20 protein-coding genes and 1 pseudogene are annotated in these 20,629 nt (G+C 65.1%); 11 read left to right on the forward strand and 10 right to left on the reverse strand.

Annotated features, from left to right (window positions below; all coding sequences use genetic code 11):
• Positions 1 to 33 precede the first annotated feature (33 nt).
• The 7 genes from GGD61_RS31775 (at position 34) to GGD61_RS31805 (ending at position 6,880) form a co-directional block, all read left to right on the forward strand.
• A complete protein-coding gene (locus GGD61_RS31775; RefSeq protein ID WP_092253915.1) occupies positions 34 to 318 on the forward strand; it encodes a hypothetical protein in 285 nt (94 codons plus the stop codon).
• 9 nt (positions 319 to 327) lie between these two features.
• Entirely contained in the window at positions 328 to 1,764 is a 1,437-nt protein-coding gene (locus GGD61_RS31780) for a TolC family protein (protein WP_092253917.1), read from the forward strand.
• Positions 1,765 to 1,777: 13 nt separating this feature from the next.
• Positions 1,778 to 3,109: a multicopper oxidase family protein gene (locus tag GGD61_RS31785; protein ID WP_092254020.1), complete on the forward strand. Its 1,332-nt coding sequence runs from the start codon at positions 1,778 to 1,780 to the stop codon at positions 3,107 to 3,109.
• A gap of 8 nt (positions 3,110 to 3,117) precedes the next feature.
• Entirely contained in the window at positions 3,118 to 3,594 is a 477-nt protein-coding gene (locus GGD61_RS31790; RefSeq protein ID WP_409362478.1) for a cupredoxin domain-containing protein, read from the forward strand.
• Between the two features lie 17 nt (positions 3,595 to 3,611).
• The gene (locus tag GGD61_RS31795; RefSeq protein WP_092253921.1) at positions 3,612 to 3,914 is read left to right on the forward strand and encodes a copper-binding protein; all 303 of its coding nucleotides are present in this window, start codon (positions 3,612 to 3,614) and stop codon (positions 3,912 to 3,914) included.
• A 329-nt stretch (positions 3,915 to 4,243) separates the two neighbouring features.
• Positions 4,244 to 6,385 carry a flagellar biosynthesis protein FlhA gene (gene flhA, locus GGD61_RS31800; protein WP_177236996.1) on the forward strand — a complete coding sequence of 714 codons (2,142 nt, stop codon included), beginning with the start codon at positions 4,244 to 4,246 and terminating at the stop codon, positions 6,383 to 6,385.
• A 294-nt stretch (positions 6,386 to 6,679) separates the two neighbouring features.
• Positions 6,680 to 6,880 (forward strand): hypothetical protein, encoded by a 201-nt coding sequence (locus GGD61_RS31805; protein WP_092253926.1) that lies wholly within the window; start codon positions 6,680 to 6,682, stop codon positions 6,878 to 6,880.
• 1,185 nt (positions 6,881 to 8,065) lie between these two features.
• Here the strand turns inward: GGD61_RS31805 and GGD61_RS31810 are convergent.
• From GGD61_RS31810 to fliI, 6 genes are all read right to left on the reverse strand, one after another.
• On the reverse strand, positions 8,066 to 9,283 hold the full coding sequence (locus tag GGD61_RS31810) for an NAD(P)/FAD-dependent oxidoreductase (RefSeq protein ID WP_092253928.1): 1,218 nt from the start codon (positions 9,281 to 9,283) through the stop codon (positions 8,066 to 8,068).
• 133 nt (positions 9,284 to 9,416) lie between these two features.
• A complete protein-coding gene (locus GGD61_RS31815; protein WP_092253930.1) occupies positions 9,417 to 10,376 on the reverse strand; it encodes an AraC family transcriptional regulator in 960 nt (319 codons plus the stop codon).
• A 253-nt stretch (positions 10,377 to 10,629) separates the two neighbouring features.
• Complete coding sequence (locus GGD61_RS31820; RefSeq protein WP_092253932.1) at positions 10,630 to 11,679, reverse strand: anti-sigma factor domain-containing protein; 1,050 nt, start codon at positions 11,677 to 11,679, stop codon at positions 10,630 to 10,632.
• 37 nt (positions 11,680 to 11,716) lie between these two features.
• Positions 11,717 to 12,262 carry a sigma-70 family RNA polymerase sigma factor gene (locus GGD61_RS31825; protein WP_018316925.1) on the reverse strand — a complete coding sequence of 182 codons (546 nt, stop codon included), beginning with the start codon at positions 12,260 to 12,262 and terminating at the stop codon, positions 11,717 to 11,719.
• Between the two features lie 343 nt (positions 12,263 to 12,605).
• Positions 12,606 to 13,025, reverse strand: coding sequence for a flagellar export protein FliJ (fliJ, locus tag GGD61_RS31830; protein WP_008138882.1), 420 nt, complete (start codon positions 13,023 to 13,025; stop codon positions 12,606 to 12,608).
• Positions 13,026 to 13,146: 121 nt separating this feature from the next.
• Positions 13,147 to 14,472, reverse strand: a complete 1,326-nt coding sequence (fliI, locus tag GGD61_RS31835; protein ID WP_018316924.1) for a flagellar protein export ATPase FliI — start codon at positions 14,470 to 14,472, stop codon at positions 13,147 to 13,149.
• Between the two features lie 450 nt (positions 14,473 to 14,922).
• Between fliI and ctrA the strand changes: the two genes are divergently transcribed.
• The 4 genes from ctrA (at position 14,923) to GGD61_RS31855 (ending at position 17,779) form a co-directional block, all read left to right on the forward strand.
• Positions 14,923 to 15,624, forward strand: a complete 702-nt coding sequence (ctrA, locus tag GGD61_RS31840; protein ID WP_008138878.1) for a response regulator transcription factor CtrA — start codon at positions 14,923 to 14,925, stop codon at positions 15,622 to 15,624.
• A gap of 184 nt (positions 15,625 to 15,808) precedes the next feature.
• Positions 15,809 to 16,213, forward strand: coding sequence for a DUF350 domain-containing protein (locus tag GGD61_RS31845; RefSeq protein WP_026201752.1), 405 nt, complete (start codon positions 15,809 to 15,811; stop codon positions 16,211 to 16,213).
• A 1-nt stretch (position 16,214) separates the two neighbouring features.
• On the forward strand, positions 16,215 to 16,616 hold the full coding sequence (locus GGD61_RS40810; RefSeq protein WP_092253934.1) for a hypothetical protein: 402 nt from the start codon (positions 16,215 to 16,217) through the stop codon (positions 16,614 to 16,616).
• A gap of 2 nt (positions 16,617 to 16,618) precedes the next feature.
• Positions 16,619 to 17,779 (forward strand): glutathionylspermidine synthase family protein, encoded by a 1,161-nt coding sequence (locus GGD61_RS31855; RefSeq protein ID WP_092253936.1) that lies wholly within the window; start codon positions 16,619 to 16,621, stop codon positions 17,777 to 17,779.
• Between the two features lie 159 nt (positions 17,780 to 17,938).
• Here the strand turns inward: GGD61_RS31855 and GGD61_RS31860 are convergent, their stop codons facing one another.
• The 4 genes and pseudogenes from GGD61_RS31860 to GGD61_RS40815 form a co-directional block, all read right to left on the reverse strand.
• Positions 17,939 to 18,811 carry a protein-glutamate O-methyltransferase CheR gene (locus tag GGD61_RS31860; RefSeq protein ID WP_092253938.1) on the reverse strand — a complete coding sequence of 291 codons (873 nt, stop codon included), beginning with the start codon at positions 18,809 to 18,811 and terminating at the stop codon, positions 17,939 to 17,941.
• Positions 18,808 to 19,998, reverse strand: coding sequence for a chemotaxis response regulator protein-glutamate methylesterase (locus GGD61_RS31865; RefSeq protein WP_183231840.1), 1,191 nt, complete (start codon positions 19,996 to 19,998; stop codon positions 18,808 to 18,810). The genes GGD61_RS31860 and GGD61_RS31865 overlap by 4 nt, the downstream gene beginning before the upstream one ends.
• 75 nt (positions 19,999 to 20,073) lie before the next feature.
• Positions 20,074 to 20,439 carry a PleD family two-component system response regulator gene (locus GGD61_RS31870; RefSeq protein WP_007600538.1) on the reverse strand — a complete coding sequence of 122 codons (366 nt, stop codon included), beginning with the start codon at positions 20,437 to 20,439 and terminating at the stop codon, positions 20,074 to 20,076.
• Positions 20,440 to 20,511: 72 nt separating this feature from the next.
• Positions 20,512 to 20,629: pseudogene (locus GGD61_RS40815) on the reverse strand (chemotaxis protein CheW); the annotation flags it as partial.

The raw sequence follows: 20,629 nt of genomic DNA on the forward strand, positions 1-20,629 counted from the left end.
CGGACCTGTGGTCTTTCAGATCAGGGATGAATCATGCTTGCGCTTTCCGGGGCGAAGTTCGCCGCCGCATCCGCGGTGGGTGGACGACATTTTCGATTCCATTGGCCGCTGCTGGCCGCACTTGCGCTGGCGCTGTCCGGCTGCACCCCGGCAACGACGCAAGTCGCCGGCGCCGATCCCGCCGATCCCTCGGCGAAGGTCGCGCCTGTCGGCTATCGGTCGACCATTGCGCCCTACACCAGCCTGCGGCCCGCAGCGCCGGCGCCGTGGCGCGATCGCAACGACGCCGTCGCGCCGCGGCCGAAGCAGGACCGGTAGGAGCGCGCCATGACACATCAATTCGCGCCAAGCCTGCTCGTTCTCGCCGCGCTCGGCCTTGTCGCACCCGGACTTGCCGGCTGCGCCGTGTTCTCGCCCGACAGCGGCATGAGCGCGGTCTCCGAGCTGACGAGCCAGACCATCAACAAGGATGTCGCCTTCGTTCGCACGCCCGAGGGAGCGGGCGCGGTTGACGCGCGCGTTCGCCAGTTGTTGTCGCGGGCGCTGAGCGTGGAGGCCGCCGTTCAGATCGCACTGCTCAACAACAAGGGATTGCAAGCCGCCTATAACGAGCTGGCGCTGGCCGAGACCGATCTGGTCGAGCAGAGCCTGCCGCCCAATCCCGTGTTCTCGATCTCGCGGATCTCAGGCAACGGCGCCAGCGAGATCGAGCGCCAGGTGGTCGGCGACATTCTTGCGCTCGCCACCCTGCCGTTCCGCTCCGACATTGCCCGCGACCGATTCCGACAGGCGCAGCTGCGCGCGGCGCTGGCGACCTTGCGGCTCGCCGCCGACGTCCGCGGCACTTACGTGCGCGCTGTCGCCGGCAACGAGATGGTGGCGCTGCTGACGGATGCGAAGGCGACGGCGGAATCGACCGCACAGCTTGCGGTCAAGCTCGGCGAGACCGGCTCGCTCAACAAGCTCGACCAGGCCCGCGAGCAGGTGTTCTACGCCGAGACCACCGCCGACCTCGCCTCCGCGCGCCAGGCGGCGACGAGCGCGCGCGAAAGGCTCGCGCGGCTGATGGGATTGTGGGACGGCGGCCTCGACTTCCGTCTGCCCAATCAATTGCCGCCGCTGCCGCGCCGGCCGCAGGCACTGCCCTCGATCGAGGCCGATGCGGTAGCCCATCGCATCGATCTGCAGATCGCCCGGCTGGAGCTGACGGCGCTGGCGAAGTCGCTGAACCTCACCGAGGCGACCCGCTTCGTGACGCTGCTCGATCTCGCCGGCATCTCCCGCCGCACCAGGGATCCCGAAGGCGCGCCGTTCCGCGAACGCGGCTTCGACGTCCAGTTCCAGATCCCGATCTTCGACGGCGGCGAGGTGCGGATGCGACAGGCGGCAGAGATCTACAATCTCGCCTTCAACCGCCTGACCGAGCGCGCCGTGAACGTGCGCTCGGAGGCGCGCGATGCGTATCGGACTTACCGATCCACTTACGACATCGCCAGCCACTACCAGCGCGAGATCATCCCCTTGCGCAAGATCATCACCGAGGAGATGCAGCTCCGCTTCTCCAGCATGCAGGTCGACATCTTTGCGCTGCTCACCGAAGCACGACAGCGTCTGGCCTCGCTGCGCGGCGCGATCGACGCCCGGCAACGATTCTTCCTCGCCCAGTCCGACCTGCAGACCGCCGTCAATGGCGGCGCGCCTGCTGCGAGCGGCGACACTTCAACCACCATCGCCGCGGCAGCGCCTGCCGACGGCGGCCACTGAGATGGAGGCCGACATGTTTTCCCGCAGAGGATTTTTGGGCACCGCCGCGCTGGTCGGCGCATCCGCGGTGCAAGGCCGTGTGCAGGCGGCATCGATCCCGGAAGCTGCGCACATGGACAAGGTGGTGATGCAGCCGCCGCTGCACCCCGTCAGCGGACCGGACTATCGCCCCGTCGTGACGCTGAACGGCTGGTCGCTGCCGTTTCGCATTAACGGCGACTGGAAGGAATTCCATCTCGTCGCCGAGCCCGTGGTGCGCGAATTCGCCGAGGGCATGAAGGTGAATCTGTGGGGCTACAACGGCCAGTCGCCGGGCCCGACGATCGAGGCGGTCGAGGGCGACAAGGTCCGGATCTTCGTCACCAACCGCCTGCCCGAATACACCACCGTGCACTGGCACGGCATGATCATTCCGAGCGGCATGGACGGCGTCGGCGGGCTGACCCAGCCGCACATCCAGCCGGGAAAGACCTTCGTCTACGAGTTCGAGATGAGGAAGAGCGGGACCTTCATGTACCACCCGCATTCCGACGAGATGGTGCAGATGGCGATGGGCATGATGGGGATGGTCGTCGTGCATCCGCGCGATCCGAACTTCCGACCCGTCGACCGCGACTTCGTGTTCGTGATGAGCACCTATCGCGTCGATCCCGGCACCTATCTGCCGCTGGTCAACGAGATGACCGACTTCAACATGTGGACCTGGAATGCGCGGGTGTTTCCCGGCATCGACCCGCTGCCGGTGCGGCTCGGCGACAAGGTGCGCGTGCGCATCGGCAATCTCAGCATGACCAACCATCCGATCCATCTGCACGGCCACGCCTTCGCGGTGACCTGCACCGACGGCGGCTGGGTTCCGGAGAGCGCGCAATATCCGGAGACGACGACGGACGTGCCGGTTGGCGCCGTTCGCGTGTTCGACGTGCTCGCCGACAATCCCGGCGACTGGGCGTTCCATTGCCACAAGTCGCATCACACCATGAATGCGATGGGGCACGAGGTGCGCAATCTGATTGGCGTGTCGCGCAAGGACCTCGCCAAGGCCGTCGGCAAGCTCGCGCCCGACAGCATGGCGATGGGCTCGACCGGCATGGCGATGGGCAACATGGAGATGCCCGCGCCCGACAACACGCTGCCGATGATGACCGGCACTGGACAGTTCGGCCCGATCGAGATGGGCGGCATGTTCACCGTGATGAAGATCCGCGAGGACCTCGCGCGCGACGATTATCGCGATCCGGGCCCGTACAAGTTTCCGCAAGGCACCGTCGCCTACGAGGTCGAGGCGCCCGATGCGGCACCAGTGCGGCAACCGGGCAAGCCGACCCACAAGATGAAGATGTGAGCGTTTCGATGAACCACCAACTGGAGATGACGATGAAGACGATCAAGCTCGGCCTCGCGCTGGCAGCGCTTTTGACCGCGCCGGCCCTTGCTCACGACAAGCACGGGCACGCGACCTTTTCGGCCGGCGAGCCCGGCGACCCCAACAAGCCCGCGCGCACCATCGAGATCCTGCTGAACGAGATGGACTACGCGCCTGCCAAAATCGAGGTCAAGCGCGGCGAACAGGTCCGCTTCGTGCTGCGCAATGTCGGCAAGGAGGACCACGAATTCCTGCTCGCCACCACCAAGGAGAATCTCGCGCATGCCGTCGAGATGAAAAAGCATCCGCACATGGAGCACGACGATCCCAACGGCGTCAGACTCGCACCGAACAAGACGGCCGAGATCCTCTGGAAGTTCAGCAAGCCCGGCACGTTCGAATATTCGTGCCTCATTCCCGACCACCGCGACTACGGCATGGTCGGCCACGTCACCGTCAAGTAACGCGAAGGGAGTCTGCCATGAACCGCATCATTCGTATTGCCGCAGCGCTGACGCTGACTGTCGGCCTTACCACTGCTGCCCTCGCGGCCGGGGCCGCCGCGATCAGCGGCGAGGTGAAAAAGATCGACGAGGGCGCCGGCAAGATCACGCTCAAGCACGGGCCGGCCAAGAGCCTCGGCATGGAGGACCCCATGACCATGGTCTACCGCGTCAAGGACCCCGCGATGCTCAAGCAGGTGAAGGTCGGCGACAAGGTGACCTTCGAGGCCGAGGAGGCGGCCTCGGGGTATACGGTGACCAGGATGGACAAGGCGAAGTAGGAGCCTTCCACTCGACTGTCATTCCGGGGCGCGCCGCTTGGCGCGAACCCGGAATCTCGAGATTCCGGGTTCGATGCTTCGCATCGCCCCGGAATGACGGCCTTGGGCCCCGAAATACCCCTCCCCGCCCTCTTCCCGCCCCCGCGTTAACCCTTTGCTAACCATACACCGGGCAAAAATTGCCGGGTGAAGTCGAGTGTCGTCAGCCGCGTAGAACGGGAGCTCCCGTGGACGCCAGTGCGGTGCCTCACTTTCGGAACGGCGGCCCTTCGGCCGCCGCGCAGACGTTTGGGGCGCGCGGACGGCAGTCGCGCGGGGAGGCAGCTACCATGGTCGACGTCACCGCGGGACAGGGCGTAGGCACCGCAAGGCCCTCGATTCCCTCCCTCAACGAGATCGTCAACGTCCTCAAGCGCGGCGACATCGCGCTGGCGCTCGGCATCCTCACCATCCTGGTGGTGCTGATCCTGCCGCTGCCCGCGATCGTGCTGGACCTGTTCCTGGCGATCTCGATCACGCTGTCGATCCTGATCCTGATGACCTCGCTGTTCATCCAGACACCGCTGGAATTCTCGGCCTTCCCGACCATCCTGCTGATCTCGACCATGCTGCGCCTGTCGCTCAACATGGCTTCGACCCGGCTGATCCTGTCGCACGGGCACGAGGGCACGGCTGCCGCCGGTCACGTCATCGAGGCCTTCGGCAGCTTCGTGATGGGCGGCAATTTCGTCATCGGCATCATCGTCTTCGCCATCCTGATCATCGTCAATTTCGTCGTCATCACCAAGGGTTCGGGCCGTATCGCCGAGGTCGCCGCCCGCTTCCACCTCGACGCCATGCCCGGCAAGCAGATGGCGATCGACGCCGACCTCGGCGCCGGCCTGATCGACGAGAAGGTCGCCAAGCACCGCCGCAAGGAGCTGGAGGACGAGAGCGGCTTCTTCGGCGCCATGGACGGTGCCTCCAAATTCGTCCGCGGCGACGCCATCGCCGGCCTCTTGATCGTCTTCATCAACGTCGTCGGCGGCATGATCATCGGCGTGGCGCAGCAGGGCATGTCCTTTGCCGACGCCGGGCGCAGCTACACGCTGCTGACCGTCGGTGACGGCCTCGTCACCCAGGTGCCGGCGCTGATCGTCTCGACCGCCGCCGGCCTGCTCGTCTCCAAGGCCGGCGTCTCCGGCGCCGCCGACAAGGCGCTGATGAAGCAGTTCTCCGGCTATCCGCAGGCGCTCGCGATGTCCTCGGCGGTCATGCTGGTGCTGGCGGCCCTGCCGGGCATTCCGACCATTCCCTTCCTCGCACTCGGTGCCGGCGCCGGCGCGCTGGCCTGGCACGCCCGCAACCACAAGAAGACGTCCGTTCAGGCCGAGGAAGCCGCCATGGCCGCGCCTGCTGCCGGTCAACCCGGCGCACCGGGCGCTGCTGCGGCCGAGGAGCCGATCTCGGCGGCACTCAAGATCGACGACCTCAAGATCGAGCTCGGCTATGCGCTGCTGCCGCTGGTCAACGGCCCCGACGGCACCGACCGCCTGACCGAGCAGATCAAGGCGCTGCGCCGTTCGCTCGCGATCGAGATGGGTTTTGTGATGCCGGCGGTGCGCATCCTCGACAACGTCCAGCTCGAGGCCAACACCTACATCATCAAGATCAAGGAGGTCGACGCCGGCACCGGCAAGATCTGGCCGAACCAGTTCATGGTCATGGACCCCGGCGGCAGCCAGGTGCAGGTGCCCGGCATCCACACCACCGAGCCGACCTTCGGCCTGCCCGCGACCTGGGTCGACGCCAGTCTCAAGGAGGAGGCTTCGCTCAAGGGCTACACCGTCGTCGACGCCGCGACCGTGCTCTCGACCCACCTCACCGAGCTGCTCAAGGCCAACATGTCGGACCTGCTCTCCTATGGCGAGGTGCAGAAGCTGCTCAAGGAGCTGCCGAAGGAGCAGAGCGAGCTGGTCAAGGACATCGTGCCGGGACAGGTCACGGTCTCCGGCATCCAGCGCGTGCTGCAACTCCTGCTCGCCGAGCGCATCTCGATCCGCGACCTCTCCACCATCCTCGAAGGCATCGCCGATTCGCTCGCCTTCTCGCGCAATCCCGCCACCATGGTCGAGCATGTCCGGGCTCGCCTCGCGCGGCAGATCTGCGCGCAGAACACCTCCTATGCCGGCTATCTGCCGCTGATCGCGCTGTCGGCGCGATGGGAGCAGGCCTTTGCCGAATCCATCATCGGCCAGGGCGAGGAGCGCAGCCTTGCGATGCAGCCCTCGAAATTGTCGGAGTTCATGACCGGCGTGCGCGAGGCGTTCGAGCGCGCCGCCCGCGAAGGCGAGGCGCCGGTGCTGGTCACGTCTGCGGCAATTCGTCCCTTCGTCCGGTCCCTGGTGGAGCGGTTCCGGGCCCAGACGACGGTGCTGTCGCAGGCCGAGATCCACCCCAGGGCGAGGTTGAAAACGGTCGGAAGCATCTGATTTGCCTTAAGAAGCCGTGTGTTTTTTGGACACAGGCAAATGGTTTTTGAGTTCCTGGCGCCTTGTGGACCAACCCTCGACAAGGCGCCTGAGAAACACATTACAGCCTTGAAATAATTACCAAAACGCACGATCAAGGGTCGCTTTTGATCGCGATCTTTCACGTCCTGTCACGCTCTTGTGATGGCCTCTTGGGAACGAATCCCCCCAATACTAGGTTATTGGGCACCGGAAGCATGAACCTGCCTGAAACGGCCGGCGACTACTTCGGGTAGATGGCGGCAGGAGGCTTCCATGAACCACTCGATCTACAGCGCAGATCGCGCGACCCATTTGAAAGTCGTGGTCGTCGCCCTCGTCGCAGGGATCGCGGTGGCGGGCCTCGGCATCACGGCACGCACGGGTTCGGACGAAGGTCTGACCCAGAGCGCCCGCGTCATCAAGGCCGACAAGCCGGTTGTTATCACCAGCGCGAATGCGTCCCTCGTTCGCTAAGGAGATCTGACGAGTTTTGTGAATTCACGCGGCTCTTTACCAGCCCCCCAAAGTCGCCACGTGGATATGTAGACGACCCCAACCCCAAGTCGACTACAGAAAGCGCCCGCCCCCCACGGGCGCTTTCTCATGTCTGGGGTGATGTTTCGGTCGCGTGCAGACCTCACCCCAAATTCGTCATCGCGAGCGAAGCGACGTGTCCGCCGAAGCCCTTGGCGAAGGCGCAAGCAATCCGCCCACTCTCGTGTGCCGGACGCGCTGCAGCGTTCTTACGCTGCTGCGCAGAGCCGAAGAGGCGCTGCGCAGCGTCCGGGGCACGAGAGCGGAGTTTGGCGCGCGAGGTCAAGCCATCCACAATCTCTCCGCACTGACGGTATTCGTTCCGTCATCCTGAGGTGCGAAGCGTGCGATGCGAATGCATCGCATGCGGAGCCTCGAAGGATGAACGGCCGAGATGCAGACGGGCTGTCGCCCTTCGAGGCCTCCGCTTCGCTCCGGCGCCTCAGGGTGACGATCTTAGATGTCGCTTGCGGCAGCATTCCTTATTCGCTTTCGACGTGGAGACACAGCTTCGCATCCTCGCAGCGCATTTCGCCCGAGCTTTGCTTTATCGCTTCACCCTCGTTTGAAAGAGGGCGCAGGGAAGACCGGGAGCCCGCTGGCACCCGCGGTCCACTGTGCGAAACCTGCGTGACAAGAAGTTGCACAGCGGCATACCGGTGTAGCCAGGACATCCCGGCCTTCCCTGCGCAGTGGCTTTACGGCTTATGTCGTGTTCTCCCCGGGGAGCGTTGCACTATTGCCCCCGTCGCCTTGCGGATGGCTGGCGGATGCGTCCGGTTGGACGACACCCATCACCACAAGACTTGGCGCACAGACCCCGGGCGCCAGGACGACACGATTTTGCCGTACGCGGATCACATCGGTCGTGTGCGCGAGGTCTTCGCTCACGGTTACCCGCCCTGCGAAAGCTCTTCGCGCCGATGTGGCCTGCGTCCACCGCCGCCCGGCCCGCGTTCGTGACGATCGCGATACGCCCCTCTTCCTTGGGCCGGGTTGTCGCGACACATACGTCATTTCCGAATTTCGGTAAAGTGGAATATTTTCGCCGCCGCGCGTTGACCCATCGCTCGCGTGTTTTGCCCGTCGGCCAGCGCAAGATCTTGTAGGGCGAGCAGCGCGAGACTACCGCGACCCATAGCTCGGTGGCGGTGCCTGCACCGTCGGCGCGGCCGCCGCGAACAGCTCATCCTTGCTGCCGGTCAGCGGCGGATAGATGCGCTTGCGGTTGATAATGTTCTTGGTCGCCTTCGCAGCCTGACCGGTCGCCTTGACCTCGCGATCCCAGCCTTCGGTGTAGAGCGCGCCCCAGCCGCCGAGATCGAGCACGGTCACGTACCAGTCGATCCGCAGCGGCAGCATCGGCAGGCCGGCGAGATCGGCGACCACATTGTGGCCGGCGAAGCGGCCCATGGGGCGCGCGAACTGGCAGGACATCACGGTCGGATGCAGCCCGTCGACCACGCTGGAGGCGACATCGCCGGCCGCGAACACGCCGCCGACATCCGCAACCCGCATGAGGGGATCAACCAGCAGGCGCCCGAGCCGGTCGCGCGCGTCCGGAAAGCACGCAGCCAGGGGGCTCGCACGCATGCCGGCACACCAGATCACGGTCTGCGCCGGAATGAACTCGCCGGAGTTCAGGCGAATGCCGGCCGCCTCGACCGAGACGACGCGCACGCCGAGGCGCATCTCGACGTCGAGCGCGGCCAACGCCGTCTCGATGACGGGGCGCGCCGGCGTGCCGATGGTGGCGCCGGCCGCGGAATTGGGATCGACCAGGATGATGCGGCGGCTGCCGGTGATGCCCGCGCGCGCCAGCCTGTCGGGCATCTCGGCCGCAACCTCGATGCCGGTAAAGCCTGCGCCGACCACCACCACCGTCGAACGCCCTGGCGACGGCGCGCTGCGGCCGAGCGAGACGAGATGATCCTCGAGGTGGAGCGCCGCGGTATAGGTATCGACATCGAAGGCGTGCTCGGCAAGGCCTGGAATGTCGGGACGCATCACCTCGCTGCCGAGCGCCAGCACCAGGCGGTCATAGACCAGTGTCTGCTCGCCGCTGCTCGTGACCAGCGAAATTTCGTGCCGGACCGGATCGATGGCTTCGACCTCGCCGATCTCGTGACTGACACCAACGGGATCGAGCAGCTGCGGCAACGGTATCGCGACCTCGCTGAGATCGACCTCGTAATTGCGCACACGGATGTTGTGATAGGGATTGCGATCGATCACGCAGATCTCGATGTCGCTGCCAGCGCCGATCTCGTCGCGCTTGCGCGCGGCACCGATGGCCGCCCACAGGCCTGCAAATCCGGCGCCGAGCACGACGATACGCGCCATGTCCGTTGACTGCACTTTCCCAATGGAACGACAAGGGAACGACAAGCGATCGAGCGGTGTACCCGCACAGGTAGATATAGCTCATCGCCGCGAATGGGCCAACTGTGATCCGCAGAACGAAACCGGGGCGCGCCTACGCCTCGCGCAATTCCGACGGTGTCGCGCCAAAGCGCTTGCGGAACGCACGGTTGAAATATGACAAATCAGAAAAGCCCGAGGAATGCGCAATGTCGCTGATCTTGCGCGCCCTGGCGCGGGGATCGCCGAGCAGCTTACGCGCCTGCAGCAGGCGCTGCTCCAGCACGAATTCGGTGAAGGTCGTGCCGGCCTGCTCGAACAGGCGTTGCGCCTGGCGTGGGCTCAAGCCCGAGCGCGTCGCGATCTCGGACAGGCAGAGATCGTTGCGGCCGAGCGCGGCCATCACATCGGCGCGCATGAGGTCGAGGCGCGCCGCCGCATGGCCGCGGCCGCGCGCAAGACTTGCATGCTCGGCATCGGTGCCGAGCAGGAGGCCAACCAGATCGACCATATGCTGCGCGGTCAGGCGCTGGCCCACCGCGTCGAGGTGCGGCGCGTGATTGGCGGCGAGCGCGTGGTAGCGGAAGATGGTCTCGGCGACCGCACCGTCGCTGAGCACTTGCGACAGCTTGTCCTCGGTACGCGGATTGATGTCGAGCAACGCGCGGCGCGGCATGCGGATGGTGGTGAAGCGGTTTTCATCGGTGTGACCGACGGTGCCGGTGATGCTCATGTCGACGAGCACCATCTGCGCGGGCGCAAGCTCCACGGTGTGGCCATTCTGCCCGACACGGACGAGGCCGGCATGTGCGGCGATCAGCACGAGGTCGTCGCTGCCGTCGGCAAGGTGGCTCTGGGTGCGGGAATATTGCGCGGAGGCGCCTTCCGGAATGGCGAGCGCGATGTTGTCGACAACGCTGATCTGGAGCCGGCAATCGATGCTGTCGCCATGGCTCGGCCCGATATCGAGGCCGCAGGCACCGAAGGCCCGCTCGCGCCAATGCTCGAACGCAGGGCCGTGCGGCAGTCCGGTGTATTGGTGAACGAAGATGCCGGGCGTTTTCGCTGCATCCATTTGTTTTCTAGCCCCTCTTTCGGCTCCGCGATCGGCGGCGCCGACTGCAATTTCCGGGAATTTGACGCCACGAATTGCGGCAAGGTTCAAATCGGGGGCGGATTCCAGGCGACTTGTCGGGATGCGACGGCGAGATGGACCGTGGCGACAAGACGCGGCTTCGTAGCCCGGATGCAGCGAAGCGTAATCCGGGGTTGTCGCCTGATGGCGCGGTGGTCCCGGATTGCGCTGCGCTCCATCCGGGCTACGGGACCTACTTCTTCGTGGGCGCCTGCGGCTGGGACGGCGGTACGGTCTCGATCAGCTTGCCGGAAAAGATGGGGGCCGAGGTCGGCTGGCCGTTAGGCGAGCCGCCGGCCTGCTCGACCGTGACCGCGTAGGTGGCGCCGTTGACGACTTCGGAATCATAGGAGGCGAGCAGCGGACGCGCGGTGAATTCGCCGGCGCCGATCACACCGAGCGAGCGCGGGCGCGGCAGCTTGTCGGAGATCAGCCAGAGCTCGAAGCTCTTGCCGGGCTCCGGCGTCGCGCCGACCTTGCGCACGGTAAAGTTCTTGGTCGCGCCGTCGATGGTGAGGATGAAGGCGGGGCCGCCGCCCTGGCCCTGCAGCAGCGCGACATATTGCGCGGCGGCGGTGAGCGGCGCGGCCGGCGTCTTCACTTCCACCGTCTGGATGCGCGGCGCGGGACGTAAAGCCCCCGGCAGCGCGTCGGGCAGGAAGATCTGAAGCGACAGCGTCACCAGCAGCGCGGCCGCGAGCGCGCCGACCGCGGATGCGATCGAGCGCCAGCGCTTCACGCGGCCCTCGAGGCGGATCACGTTGGTGTCGTCGGCGATCGGCACCTGCGGCGTCCGGACGACCTCGGGATCGGGCGCGTGGACCTGCGGCATGAACACCGGCGCAATGTCGGGTATCGCATCGGATCCGGAGCGCACCGGCTCGGGCTGCTCTGCCTCGGGAGGCTGCGGCTCCGGTTGCGAGACCTGCTCCAGCGGCGCTTCCGGCGGCGCGGCTTCGACGGGCGGGACTGGCGGCGGTACGACGTCGGCCAGAACAGGCGGCTGCTGCGCAAGCACCGTGCGCGCAATCTCGGACCTGATGTTCTCCCACACGACCGGACGCGGCTCGACCGAGCCGACCATCTGGTTGAGGGCGCCGAGCCGATAGGCCCAGGCCTGCACGATTTCGGCGAACGCCGGGTCCACCGCCATCATGGTCTCGACCTGCGCGCGCTCATCGGCCTCGAGCGTACCGAGCGCATATTCCGCGGCGAGCGCGATATGGTCCTCCGAGTAGGCCATCACATGCAGTCCAGAACCACCCTCACCGTATAAACCTTCATAGTCCGAGGCACTCCCGGATATCCAACATGCTGCGCCGGAGCCACGTCTTCACCGTGTTGACGGGAGCTGCGAATTTCTCCGCCAGTTGCTCGCGGCTCCAGCCGTTGTAATAGGCGAGAAGCACGAGCCGCTGACGGTCGGGCTCGAGCCGGCCGATGCATTCCAGCAGCCGCTTCAACTCCTCGGTCATCTCCCGGCGCGCCAGCGGATCGGGGCTGTCGGCCGCGACCTCCATCGCCTGCGGCTCCTCCTCGATCGAGACCTCCGACTTCTTGCGCACGATGTCGATCGCACGGTTGCGCGCGATCGAGGCCATCCACGTGATCGGCGACGACAGCGCGGGATTGAACTGGCCGGCACTGTTCCAGATCTTGACGTAGGTCTCCTGAATGACCTCCTCTGCGAGATCCTGTCGGCGCAAGATACGGAGCACGACGCCATAGAGTTTCGCGCGCGTGGCGGCGTAGAGGCGCTCGAACGCCGCCTGATCGCCCTTCGCCACCGCCTCGATCAACCCGACCAGCTCTGCTGGCGTCAGCATTCAGCCCCCCAACCTTCCTCCCTCTCCCCCGCCTGCGGGGTCGGGACGAGCTACGCTCGCCCTGAGAGGATCGGGGTGAGGGGGAGTCTCCGCAAGGGAGGTTGCAGACGGACCCGCGGAGAGTCCCCCTCACCCGGATCGCGCCGGACGATGCTACGCATCGCCGGGGCAATCCGACCTCTCCCCTCAAAGCGGGGCGAGGTAAACCACGCACCACCATAGCGCGTGGCCAAGCCGTCCACCAAGGGGTGCGGCGCCACGCTGTGGATAGCACATGCGAAAACCCGGACCTTGCGGGTCCGGGTTTTACAAATTCTCGGCGGTTTGGCCGCTGGCTGTGTCTTTAGGCGACGGCGCCGATGCGGGCGCGCATCAGGCCGATGCTGTCGAGGTCGGCCTGCTCGCGGGCATTTTCCTCGGCGCGCTCGCGGGCCTGGTCGCGTTCGTCCAGGAGCTCGACCTTCTTGAGCTCCTCGAAGGCCTCGGCCAGCGCGGCCTTGGCTTCGTCGAGCTGGCCCTTGAGCTCGTCGGCCGAGCGGGTCAGGTTCTCGCGGCGCTGAATGGCGGCCTTGGCATAGGTCGGATAGGCGAAGTGCGAGGGATCGTTGATCCCGGCACGCTCCTGCTCGGTCGTGATCTCGCGTTCAAGATCGGTCGACATCCGCTGGAAGTCGGCGATCATGGTCTCGATCTGGGTGACCCGGCGGCGCTTCTCGTCGACCTGAAACTTCTTCAGGCGGATGAGGGTATCTCGTGACTTCATCGACTCGTACTCCCCAGAAGTCCCCTCGCTGCACGTGGGACGTCACCGGTCTCCCCACAGGCCCGACTGGGGCCAAGACCGGCTCTGCTACTCTGTGGGATGGGATGATGACCTGACAAAGTTAGCGTTCCGTTTCCAAATTACCGAGGATATGCGCCAATTGGCGATAGCCGTCAGCCAGAGACGCATTTTCGTCCTTGCGCTGGCGCAGGAACGCCTCGAGCGGTTCGTGCAGGCGGATCGCCTCGTCGACCTCGGGGCTGGAGCCGGCCCGGTAGGCGCCGAGCCGGATCAATTCCTCCATGTCGGCATAGGTCGCCATCACCGCGCGCGCCTTCTGGATGGTCGGCCAGAACTGCGGATCGGCCGATTTCGGCATGGTGCGGGAGACGGATTTGAGGATGTTGATGGCGGGGTAGCGGCCGCGCTCGGCGATCGAGCGCTGCATCACGATGTGGCCGTCAAGGATGCCGCGGACGGCGTCCGCAATCGGCTCGTTATGATCGTCGCCGTCGACCAGCACCGTGAAGATCGCGGTGATGGCGCCCTCCCCGAGGCCCGGCCCGGCGCGCTCCAGAAGTTTCGGCAGCTCGGTGAAGACGGTCGGGGTGTAGCCCTTGGCCGTCGGCGGCTCGCCGGCGGACAGGCCGATTTCGCGCTGGGCCATGGCAAAGCGCGTCACCGAATCCATCAGGCAGAGCACGTCCTGGTTCTCGTCGCGAAAATATTCGGCGACCGCGAGCGTCAGATACGCCGCCTGGCGGCGCATCAGCGCCGGCTCGTCGGAGGTCGCAACCACGACGACGGAACGCGCGAGGCCCTCCTCGCCGAGGTCGTCCTGCAAGAATTCCTGAACCTCGCGGCCGCGTTCGCCGATCAGCCCGATGACGCTGACCGCAGCATCGACGTTGCGCGCGAGCATCGACAGCAGCACCGATTTGCCGACGCCGGACCCTGCGAAGATGCCCATGCGCTGGCCGCGGCAGCAGGTGAGGAAGGTGTTCATCGCGCGCACGCCGAGATCGAGCGGGGCGCCGACACGCTTGCGCGAATGCGCCGGGGGCGGCGCATTGCGGAACGGCATCGGCGAGGCGCCTTGCGGCAGCGGCCCCTTGCCGTCGATCGGCTCGCCCAGCGCGTTGACGACGCGGCCGAGCCAGGCCGACGACGGCCGCACCAGATTGGCGGCATTGGCGATCACGGCCTTGCAGCCGCGGCGCACGCCGTCGAGGCCGGCGAACGGCATCACGACAGCATTGTTGCCGGAGAAGCCGATCACCTCGCAGGGAATCGAACGGTTGGCGCCGGTCTCGATCACCAGCCGCGCGCCGACCGACATCGCGTGGATGGGGCCGGCCACCTCGACCATCAGGCCGCGCACACCGACGACGCGACCGTAAATATTGATGCCGTCGATATCGCCGATCTGTTCGGCAAGCGCCTTCATAAGACAGCCTTCATCAGGAGCGCGCTTTCATATGAGGCTTCATAGAATGGCCGCCCGCCTTCGTGAGCCCCGGGCCTTCACGGGGAAAACCTTAAGTTTCGCCATATTTCTGAACGGCGCTTAACTTCGTGTTTACCCGCATCATTAATCATTGCGTCACTGTCTTTGTGACTGAGCGTGACTCCTCTTCAGAAGAAGGCTGAGTCGCGGGAGTCGGTTAGGCCCGTCTCTTAAAGTGGAACTTGAACAGAACTGGGTGACGAAAGCTGCTTCTTACACAAGACCTTAGGGCGATTCGACAAAAATTGCACCCGGGGGACTTGCGTTCCAGAATCAGGATTTGTTAACCATCTGTTGTCAGGATCCGAATCAGTTGTTCAAAGGCGTTTTGTTGAGTGCCGCGAATGCGGCCGACCTGACGCCCAGGAGCGGCGACTATGGGGAACTGGCATGCGCGTTTTGCTGATTGAAGATGACAGCGCCGTCGCGCAGTCGATCGAGCTGATGCTGAAGTCTGAGAGCTTCAACGTCTACACGACCGATTTGGGGGAAGAAGGCGTCGATCTCGGTAAATTATACGATTACGACATTATCCTTCTCGACCTCAACCTGCCCGACATGTCCGGCTACGACGTGCTCAAGCAGCTTCGGGTCTCCAAGATCAAGACACCGATCCTGATCCTCTCCGGCCTCGCCGGCATCGAGGACAAGGTCAAGGGTCTCGGCGTCGGCGCCGACGACTACATGACCAAGCCCTTCCACAAGGACGAGCTGGTGGCCCGCATCCATGCGATCGTGCGCCGCTCCAAGGGCCATGCCCAGTCGGTCATCCAGACCGGCGACCTCGTCGTGAACCTCGACACCAAGACGGTGGAAGTCGGCGGCCAGCGCGTGCATCTGACCGGCAAGGAATATCAGATGCTGGAGCTGCTCTCGCTCCGCAAGGGCACGACCCTCACCAAGGAAATGTTCCTCAACCACCTCTATGGCGGCATGGACGAGCCCGAGCTGAAGATCATCGACGTCTTCATCTGCAAGCTCCGCAAGAAGCTGGCCAACGCTTCCGAGGGACGCAATTTCATCGAGACCGTCTGGGGCCGCGGCTACGTGCTGCGCGAGCCCCACGAGCACGAAGAGCGCATTCCCGCCTGATCTTCTGGGTTTACGTCGCAAGCCCTCCCGGGCTTGCTCCTCCCAGCCTGGACCCCGCCGCAAATGGCGGGGTTTTGTTTTTTGGGGATGCCAAGGCGGGTTCAAAGGCGGCTTCATCGCCCTCCTCCCATTGAACCGCTATCCTCCTCCCATCGACGAATGGTCGCTGCACGATGGGGGAACGATGATCCTGCAATCACTGGCCGGCCTGCCCGCCTTCCTGGTCTATTTCTGCACCGGGCTGATCGCGATCGTGGCGTATCTGTTCGTCTATACCCGCATCACCGCGCATAACGAGTTCCAGCTGATCCGCGACAACGAGCCGGCGGCGGCGATCGCGCTCGGCCTCAGCCTGCTCGGCTTCGTGGCGCCGCTGGTCAGCGCCATCGCACATTCGGCCAACGTGCTGGACTGCCTGATCTGGGCGATGATCGCGCTGATCGTGCAGGTCATCGTGTTCTTTCTCGTGCGCGTGCCGGTGCCGAACCTGTCGGCGCGGATCGCGGCCGGCGAGCTGGCGCCGGCCATCTGGCTCGGGCTGTCCTCACTCGCGGCGGGACTGCTCAACGCCGCCAGCATGATCTATTGAGATGGCCGACAAACCTTCCAACAAGCAGTTCGGCAAGCGCCGGCCACGCCTGCCACAGCCATTGCCGTTGTCGGCCAAAGCGCCGGTGAAGCGCTCCGGCCATGTCGCGCTGCTGGTGATGGGCACGCTCGCGGTCGGCACCACCGCGTACACGATGATGCCGCGGCAGAATTGCGAGCCCCCTCCGTCCGGAACGGACCCGGCGGTGCAGACAAGCACCAATTGCAGCAGCAGAAGCAGCTCCTCGAGCAGCGGCAGTTCGCGCTGGTCGTCACGGTCGAGCTTCTTCAGCAGCGATTCCTCGAGCCACTCCTCATCGGGCACGTCGTCCGATTCCGGCCACAGCAGCGTCAGCCGCGGCGGCTTCGGCTCGTTCGGCCATGGCTTCTCGGGCGGGGGCTAACAATGCAGCGCATCACGTGCCTGGAGCGCGACGATTGGCGAGAGACCGCGGCGCAATGCGGCTTCGTCTTCCACACCATCGACGGCGAGCGCTATTGGGACGAGCGCGCCTATTACGGCTTCACGCTCGACGAGATCGAGCGCGGCATCGAGACGCCGACCGCCGAGATCGAGGCGATGTGCCTGGAGCTTGCCGGCCGCGTCATCGGCGAGGAGCGGCAGCTGCGGCGCTTGCAGATTCCGGAAGCGTTCTGGAATTTGATCGCAGAGAGCTGGCAGCGCGACGACCGCAGCCTCTATGGCCGGCTCGATTTGAAGTTCGACGGCAAGTCGCCGGCAAAACTGCTCGAATACAACGCGGATACGCCGACCTCGATCTTCGAGGCCGCGGTGTTTCAATGGACCTGGCTCGAGCAGGCGATCGAGCGCCGTATCATCCCTGTTCGCGCCGATCAGTTCAACTCCATCCATGAGCGACTGATCGCGGCGTGGAAGGAGATCGCCGCGGGCCGTCACGTCCATCTCACCGGCACCACCGACAACTCGGAAGACGCCGGCACGCTCGCTTATCTCGAAGACACCGCGCGCCAAGCCGGCCTCTCGACCAGGCTGCTCGACATCGAAGAGGTCGGCTGGCGCGATGAGCCTGGCGGCTTCGTCGACCTCGACGAGGCCGACATCGCACTCGCCTTCAAGCTCTATCCCTGGGAATGGATGTTCCACGATTCCTTCGGCGCGAAGCTGAAGGACGCGGCCACGCGCTGGATCGAACCGCCGTGGAAGGCGGTGCTCTCCAACAAGGGCATCTTGCCGCTGCTCTGGGAGATGTTTCCGAACCATCCCCATCTGCTGCCGGCGTTCTTCGAGGATGACGCGCGGGCAGCGGAGCTCGGAACATCCTACGTACGCAAGCCGCTGCTGTCGCGCGAAGGCGCCAACGTCACGATCGTGTCCGGCGGCGTATCGCTCGACGAGCAGGAAGGTCCCTACGGCGCCGAAGGTTTTGTGCGCCAGGCGCTCGCGCCGCTGCCGAATTTCTCAGGCTTCTATCCGGTGGTGGGAAGCTGGCTGGTGAATCACGAGCCGTGCGGATTGTCGATCCGCGAGGACGAGAGCCCGATCACCGGCAACCGCTCGCGATTTCTGCCGCATGCGATTTTGTGAGTGCAATGGCGCATGAGAAGTATCTCTCGACGCAATTGAAAGTATCGTAGGATGGGCAAAGCGAAGCGTGCCCACCATTTCTGTTGCAGTGTTGGATCGATGGTGGGCACGGCGCAAGTGCGCCTTTGCCCACCCTACAATTCCGGACTCGCGGAAGGATCACCGCGCCGCGGCAACCTTCAACGACGGCGGCATCAATCCGCCCATGGGGCGGCCGGAACGTGCGGGGTTGAGCTGGTAGAGACCGCGGCGCTCGGCGATGGGACGGAACGCATCGGTGATGCCGACGACGGATTCGGCAGCGCCGAGCAACAACGTGCCGTCGGTCTCCAGGCCCTTCGCCATCCGCTCGAAGATCACCGCCTTGGTGTCCTGGTCGAAATAGATCAGCACGTTGCGGCAGAAGATCACGTCGAACGTGCCGAGATGGGAGAAATCCTGCAGCAGGTTGAGCTGGCGGAACTGCACCATCGCGCGAATGTCGGCATTGAGCTGCCAGGTGTCGCCGGATTGCGTGAAGTACTTCATCAGGTGCTGGATCGGCAGGCCGCGCTGCACCTCGAACTGGCTGTAGATGCCGGCCTTGGATTTCTCCAGCACCTCCTGCGACAGATCGGTGGCGACGATCTCGATGCGCCAGCCGGCCAATGCTGCGCCCATCTCCTTCACGCACATCGCGATCGAATAGGGCTCCTGCCCCGTCGACGACGCCGCCGACCAGATGCGCAAGCTCTTGCGCGCCGCGCGCGCCTTGATCAGGCCCGGCAGGATGGTGTCGCGTAAATGATCGAACGGGATCTTGTCGCGGTAGAAGAAGGTCTCGTTGGTGGTCATCGCTTCGACCACGTCGGTCGCAAGCCGGCCATCGCCGTTCCTGATCTTCAGCACCAGATCGGGAATGCCTGATAGACTCGCCTTGCGCGCCAGCGGCAAGAGCCGGCTCTCGACCAGATATTGCTTGTCGGGCGACAGATCGAGGCCGGAGCGCTCTTTCAGGAACTTGCGCAGATAATCGTAGTCAACCGGCGTCACGCGCGATCTCCCGCGAACAGGCGGTTGACCTTGGCGCCGATCTGGTTGAGCGGCAGGATCGCCGCGCAGATGCCGGCATTGGCCGCCGCGGCCGGCATGCCCCAGACCACGCTGGAGGCTTCGTCCTGCGCGATGACGCTGCCGCCGGCCGCAACGATGTCCTTGCCGCCGCGCATGCCGTCCGAGCCCATGCCGGTCAGGATCACGGAGAGGATGCTGCCGTGCCAGATGTCGATGGCGGAGGTGAAGAGCGGATCGACCGCGGGCTTGCAGAAATTGACGGCGGGGCCGTCGTCGAGCGCGATCACGGTGTCCGCACCGCTGCGCGCCACGCGCATGTGCTTGCCGCCGGGCGCGAGATAAATCCGTCCCGGCTTCACCGGCTCGCCGTCGACCGCCTCGGCGGCCGGCTTACGGCTCGAACGCGCCAAATGCTCGGCAAGGATGGTGGTGAAGGTCGGCGGCATGTGCTGGGTGATCAGCACCGGGAAGCGGTCGATCACCGGGCCGAGCTCGGTGACGAGCGCCATCAGCGCCTGCGGACCGCCGGTCGAGGAGCCGATCAGCAGCACCTTGGGGGTCTGAATGGAGAACGGGCGCATGGTGAGCGCCCCGGATGACGCAGCAGGCACCGCCGGAGCGGGCACTGCGGGCCGCGCAACAGGACTACGCGGGGCCGGAGCCGGGCTCGCCGGCGCCAGCGGCGGACTTGCCACCGCGGCCTTGCGACGCAGCCGCGCACCGAGATGGCGGATCTTCTGGATCAGGTCGTGATGAAAGATGTCGGCGGCCGACGCCTCGCGCGTCGATTCTGGCTTCGGAATGTAATCGGCGGCGCCGAGCGACAGCGCCTTGAAGCTGATCTCCGCGTTACGGCGGGTCAACGTCGAGGCCATGATGATGACGAGATCGCGCTTCTTCGCAAGCAGCTGCGGCAGCGCCGAGATGCCGTCGAGCTCGGGCATTTCGATGTCGAGCACGGCAACGTCAGGATTGATGCGTTCGATCTGGTTGACCGCTTCGAGCCCGGTGCGCAGCGAGGCAGCGACCTCCATGTCGTGCTCGGCGCCGATCCACCGCGAGATCAGACCGCGGATGACGACGGAGTCGTCGACGATCATCACCCGCAGCGGCCCCGCTTCGCGCGAGCCGGTCGTGGCCGAATTACCTGCGAACGCAACACTCATTACTCACCAACTCAGACTGAAAGGGTACAGTTGAAAACAAGCGCCGAAGAATCGCTTCGGCCTCCGGCCGATCGCTCAGATAAGGCCGACTTCCTGGAATTTCGCCGTCACGATGTCCTTGTCGAACGGCTTCATGATGTATTCGTTGGCGCCGGCATGCAGCGCGCGCGCGATATGCGCGACGTCGTTCTCGGTGGTGCAGAACACCACCTTGGGCTGGTCGCCGCCGGGCATGCGCCTGAGATGGCCGAGGAACTCGTAGCCGTCCATCACGGGCATGTTCCAGTCGAGCAGCACCGCATCGGGCAAGCCGCGCTTGCAGGCCTCCAGCGCCTTCTCACCGTCCTCGGCTTCGAGGATCTGGAAGTCGAGGCCCTCCAGGATCCGGCGCGCAACCTTGCGGATGACGCTGGAATCATCAACGACGAGACAAGTTCGCATGTGAACCTCTGCTTCCTCCCCCTTTGCGGGGGGCACTTCCAATTACTGGCACGTCGGCGGCGAGCCGCCGTATCAGGCCGCCATCATTTCCGGCGCGAGCTCGAGGACGCGATCGACGTCGAGGACGACCATGAGCTGTCCCTCGAGGCGGTGGACGCCGCCGGCGAGCTTGGCCATGCGGGGGTCGAGG

It is taken from the genome of Bradyrhizobium sp. SBR1B (assembly GCF_014198205.1).
Lineage (GTDB): Bacteria > Pseudomonadota > Alphaproteobacteria > Rhizobiales > Xanthobacteraceae > Bradyrhizobium.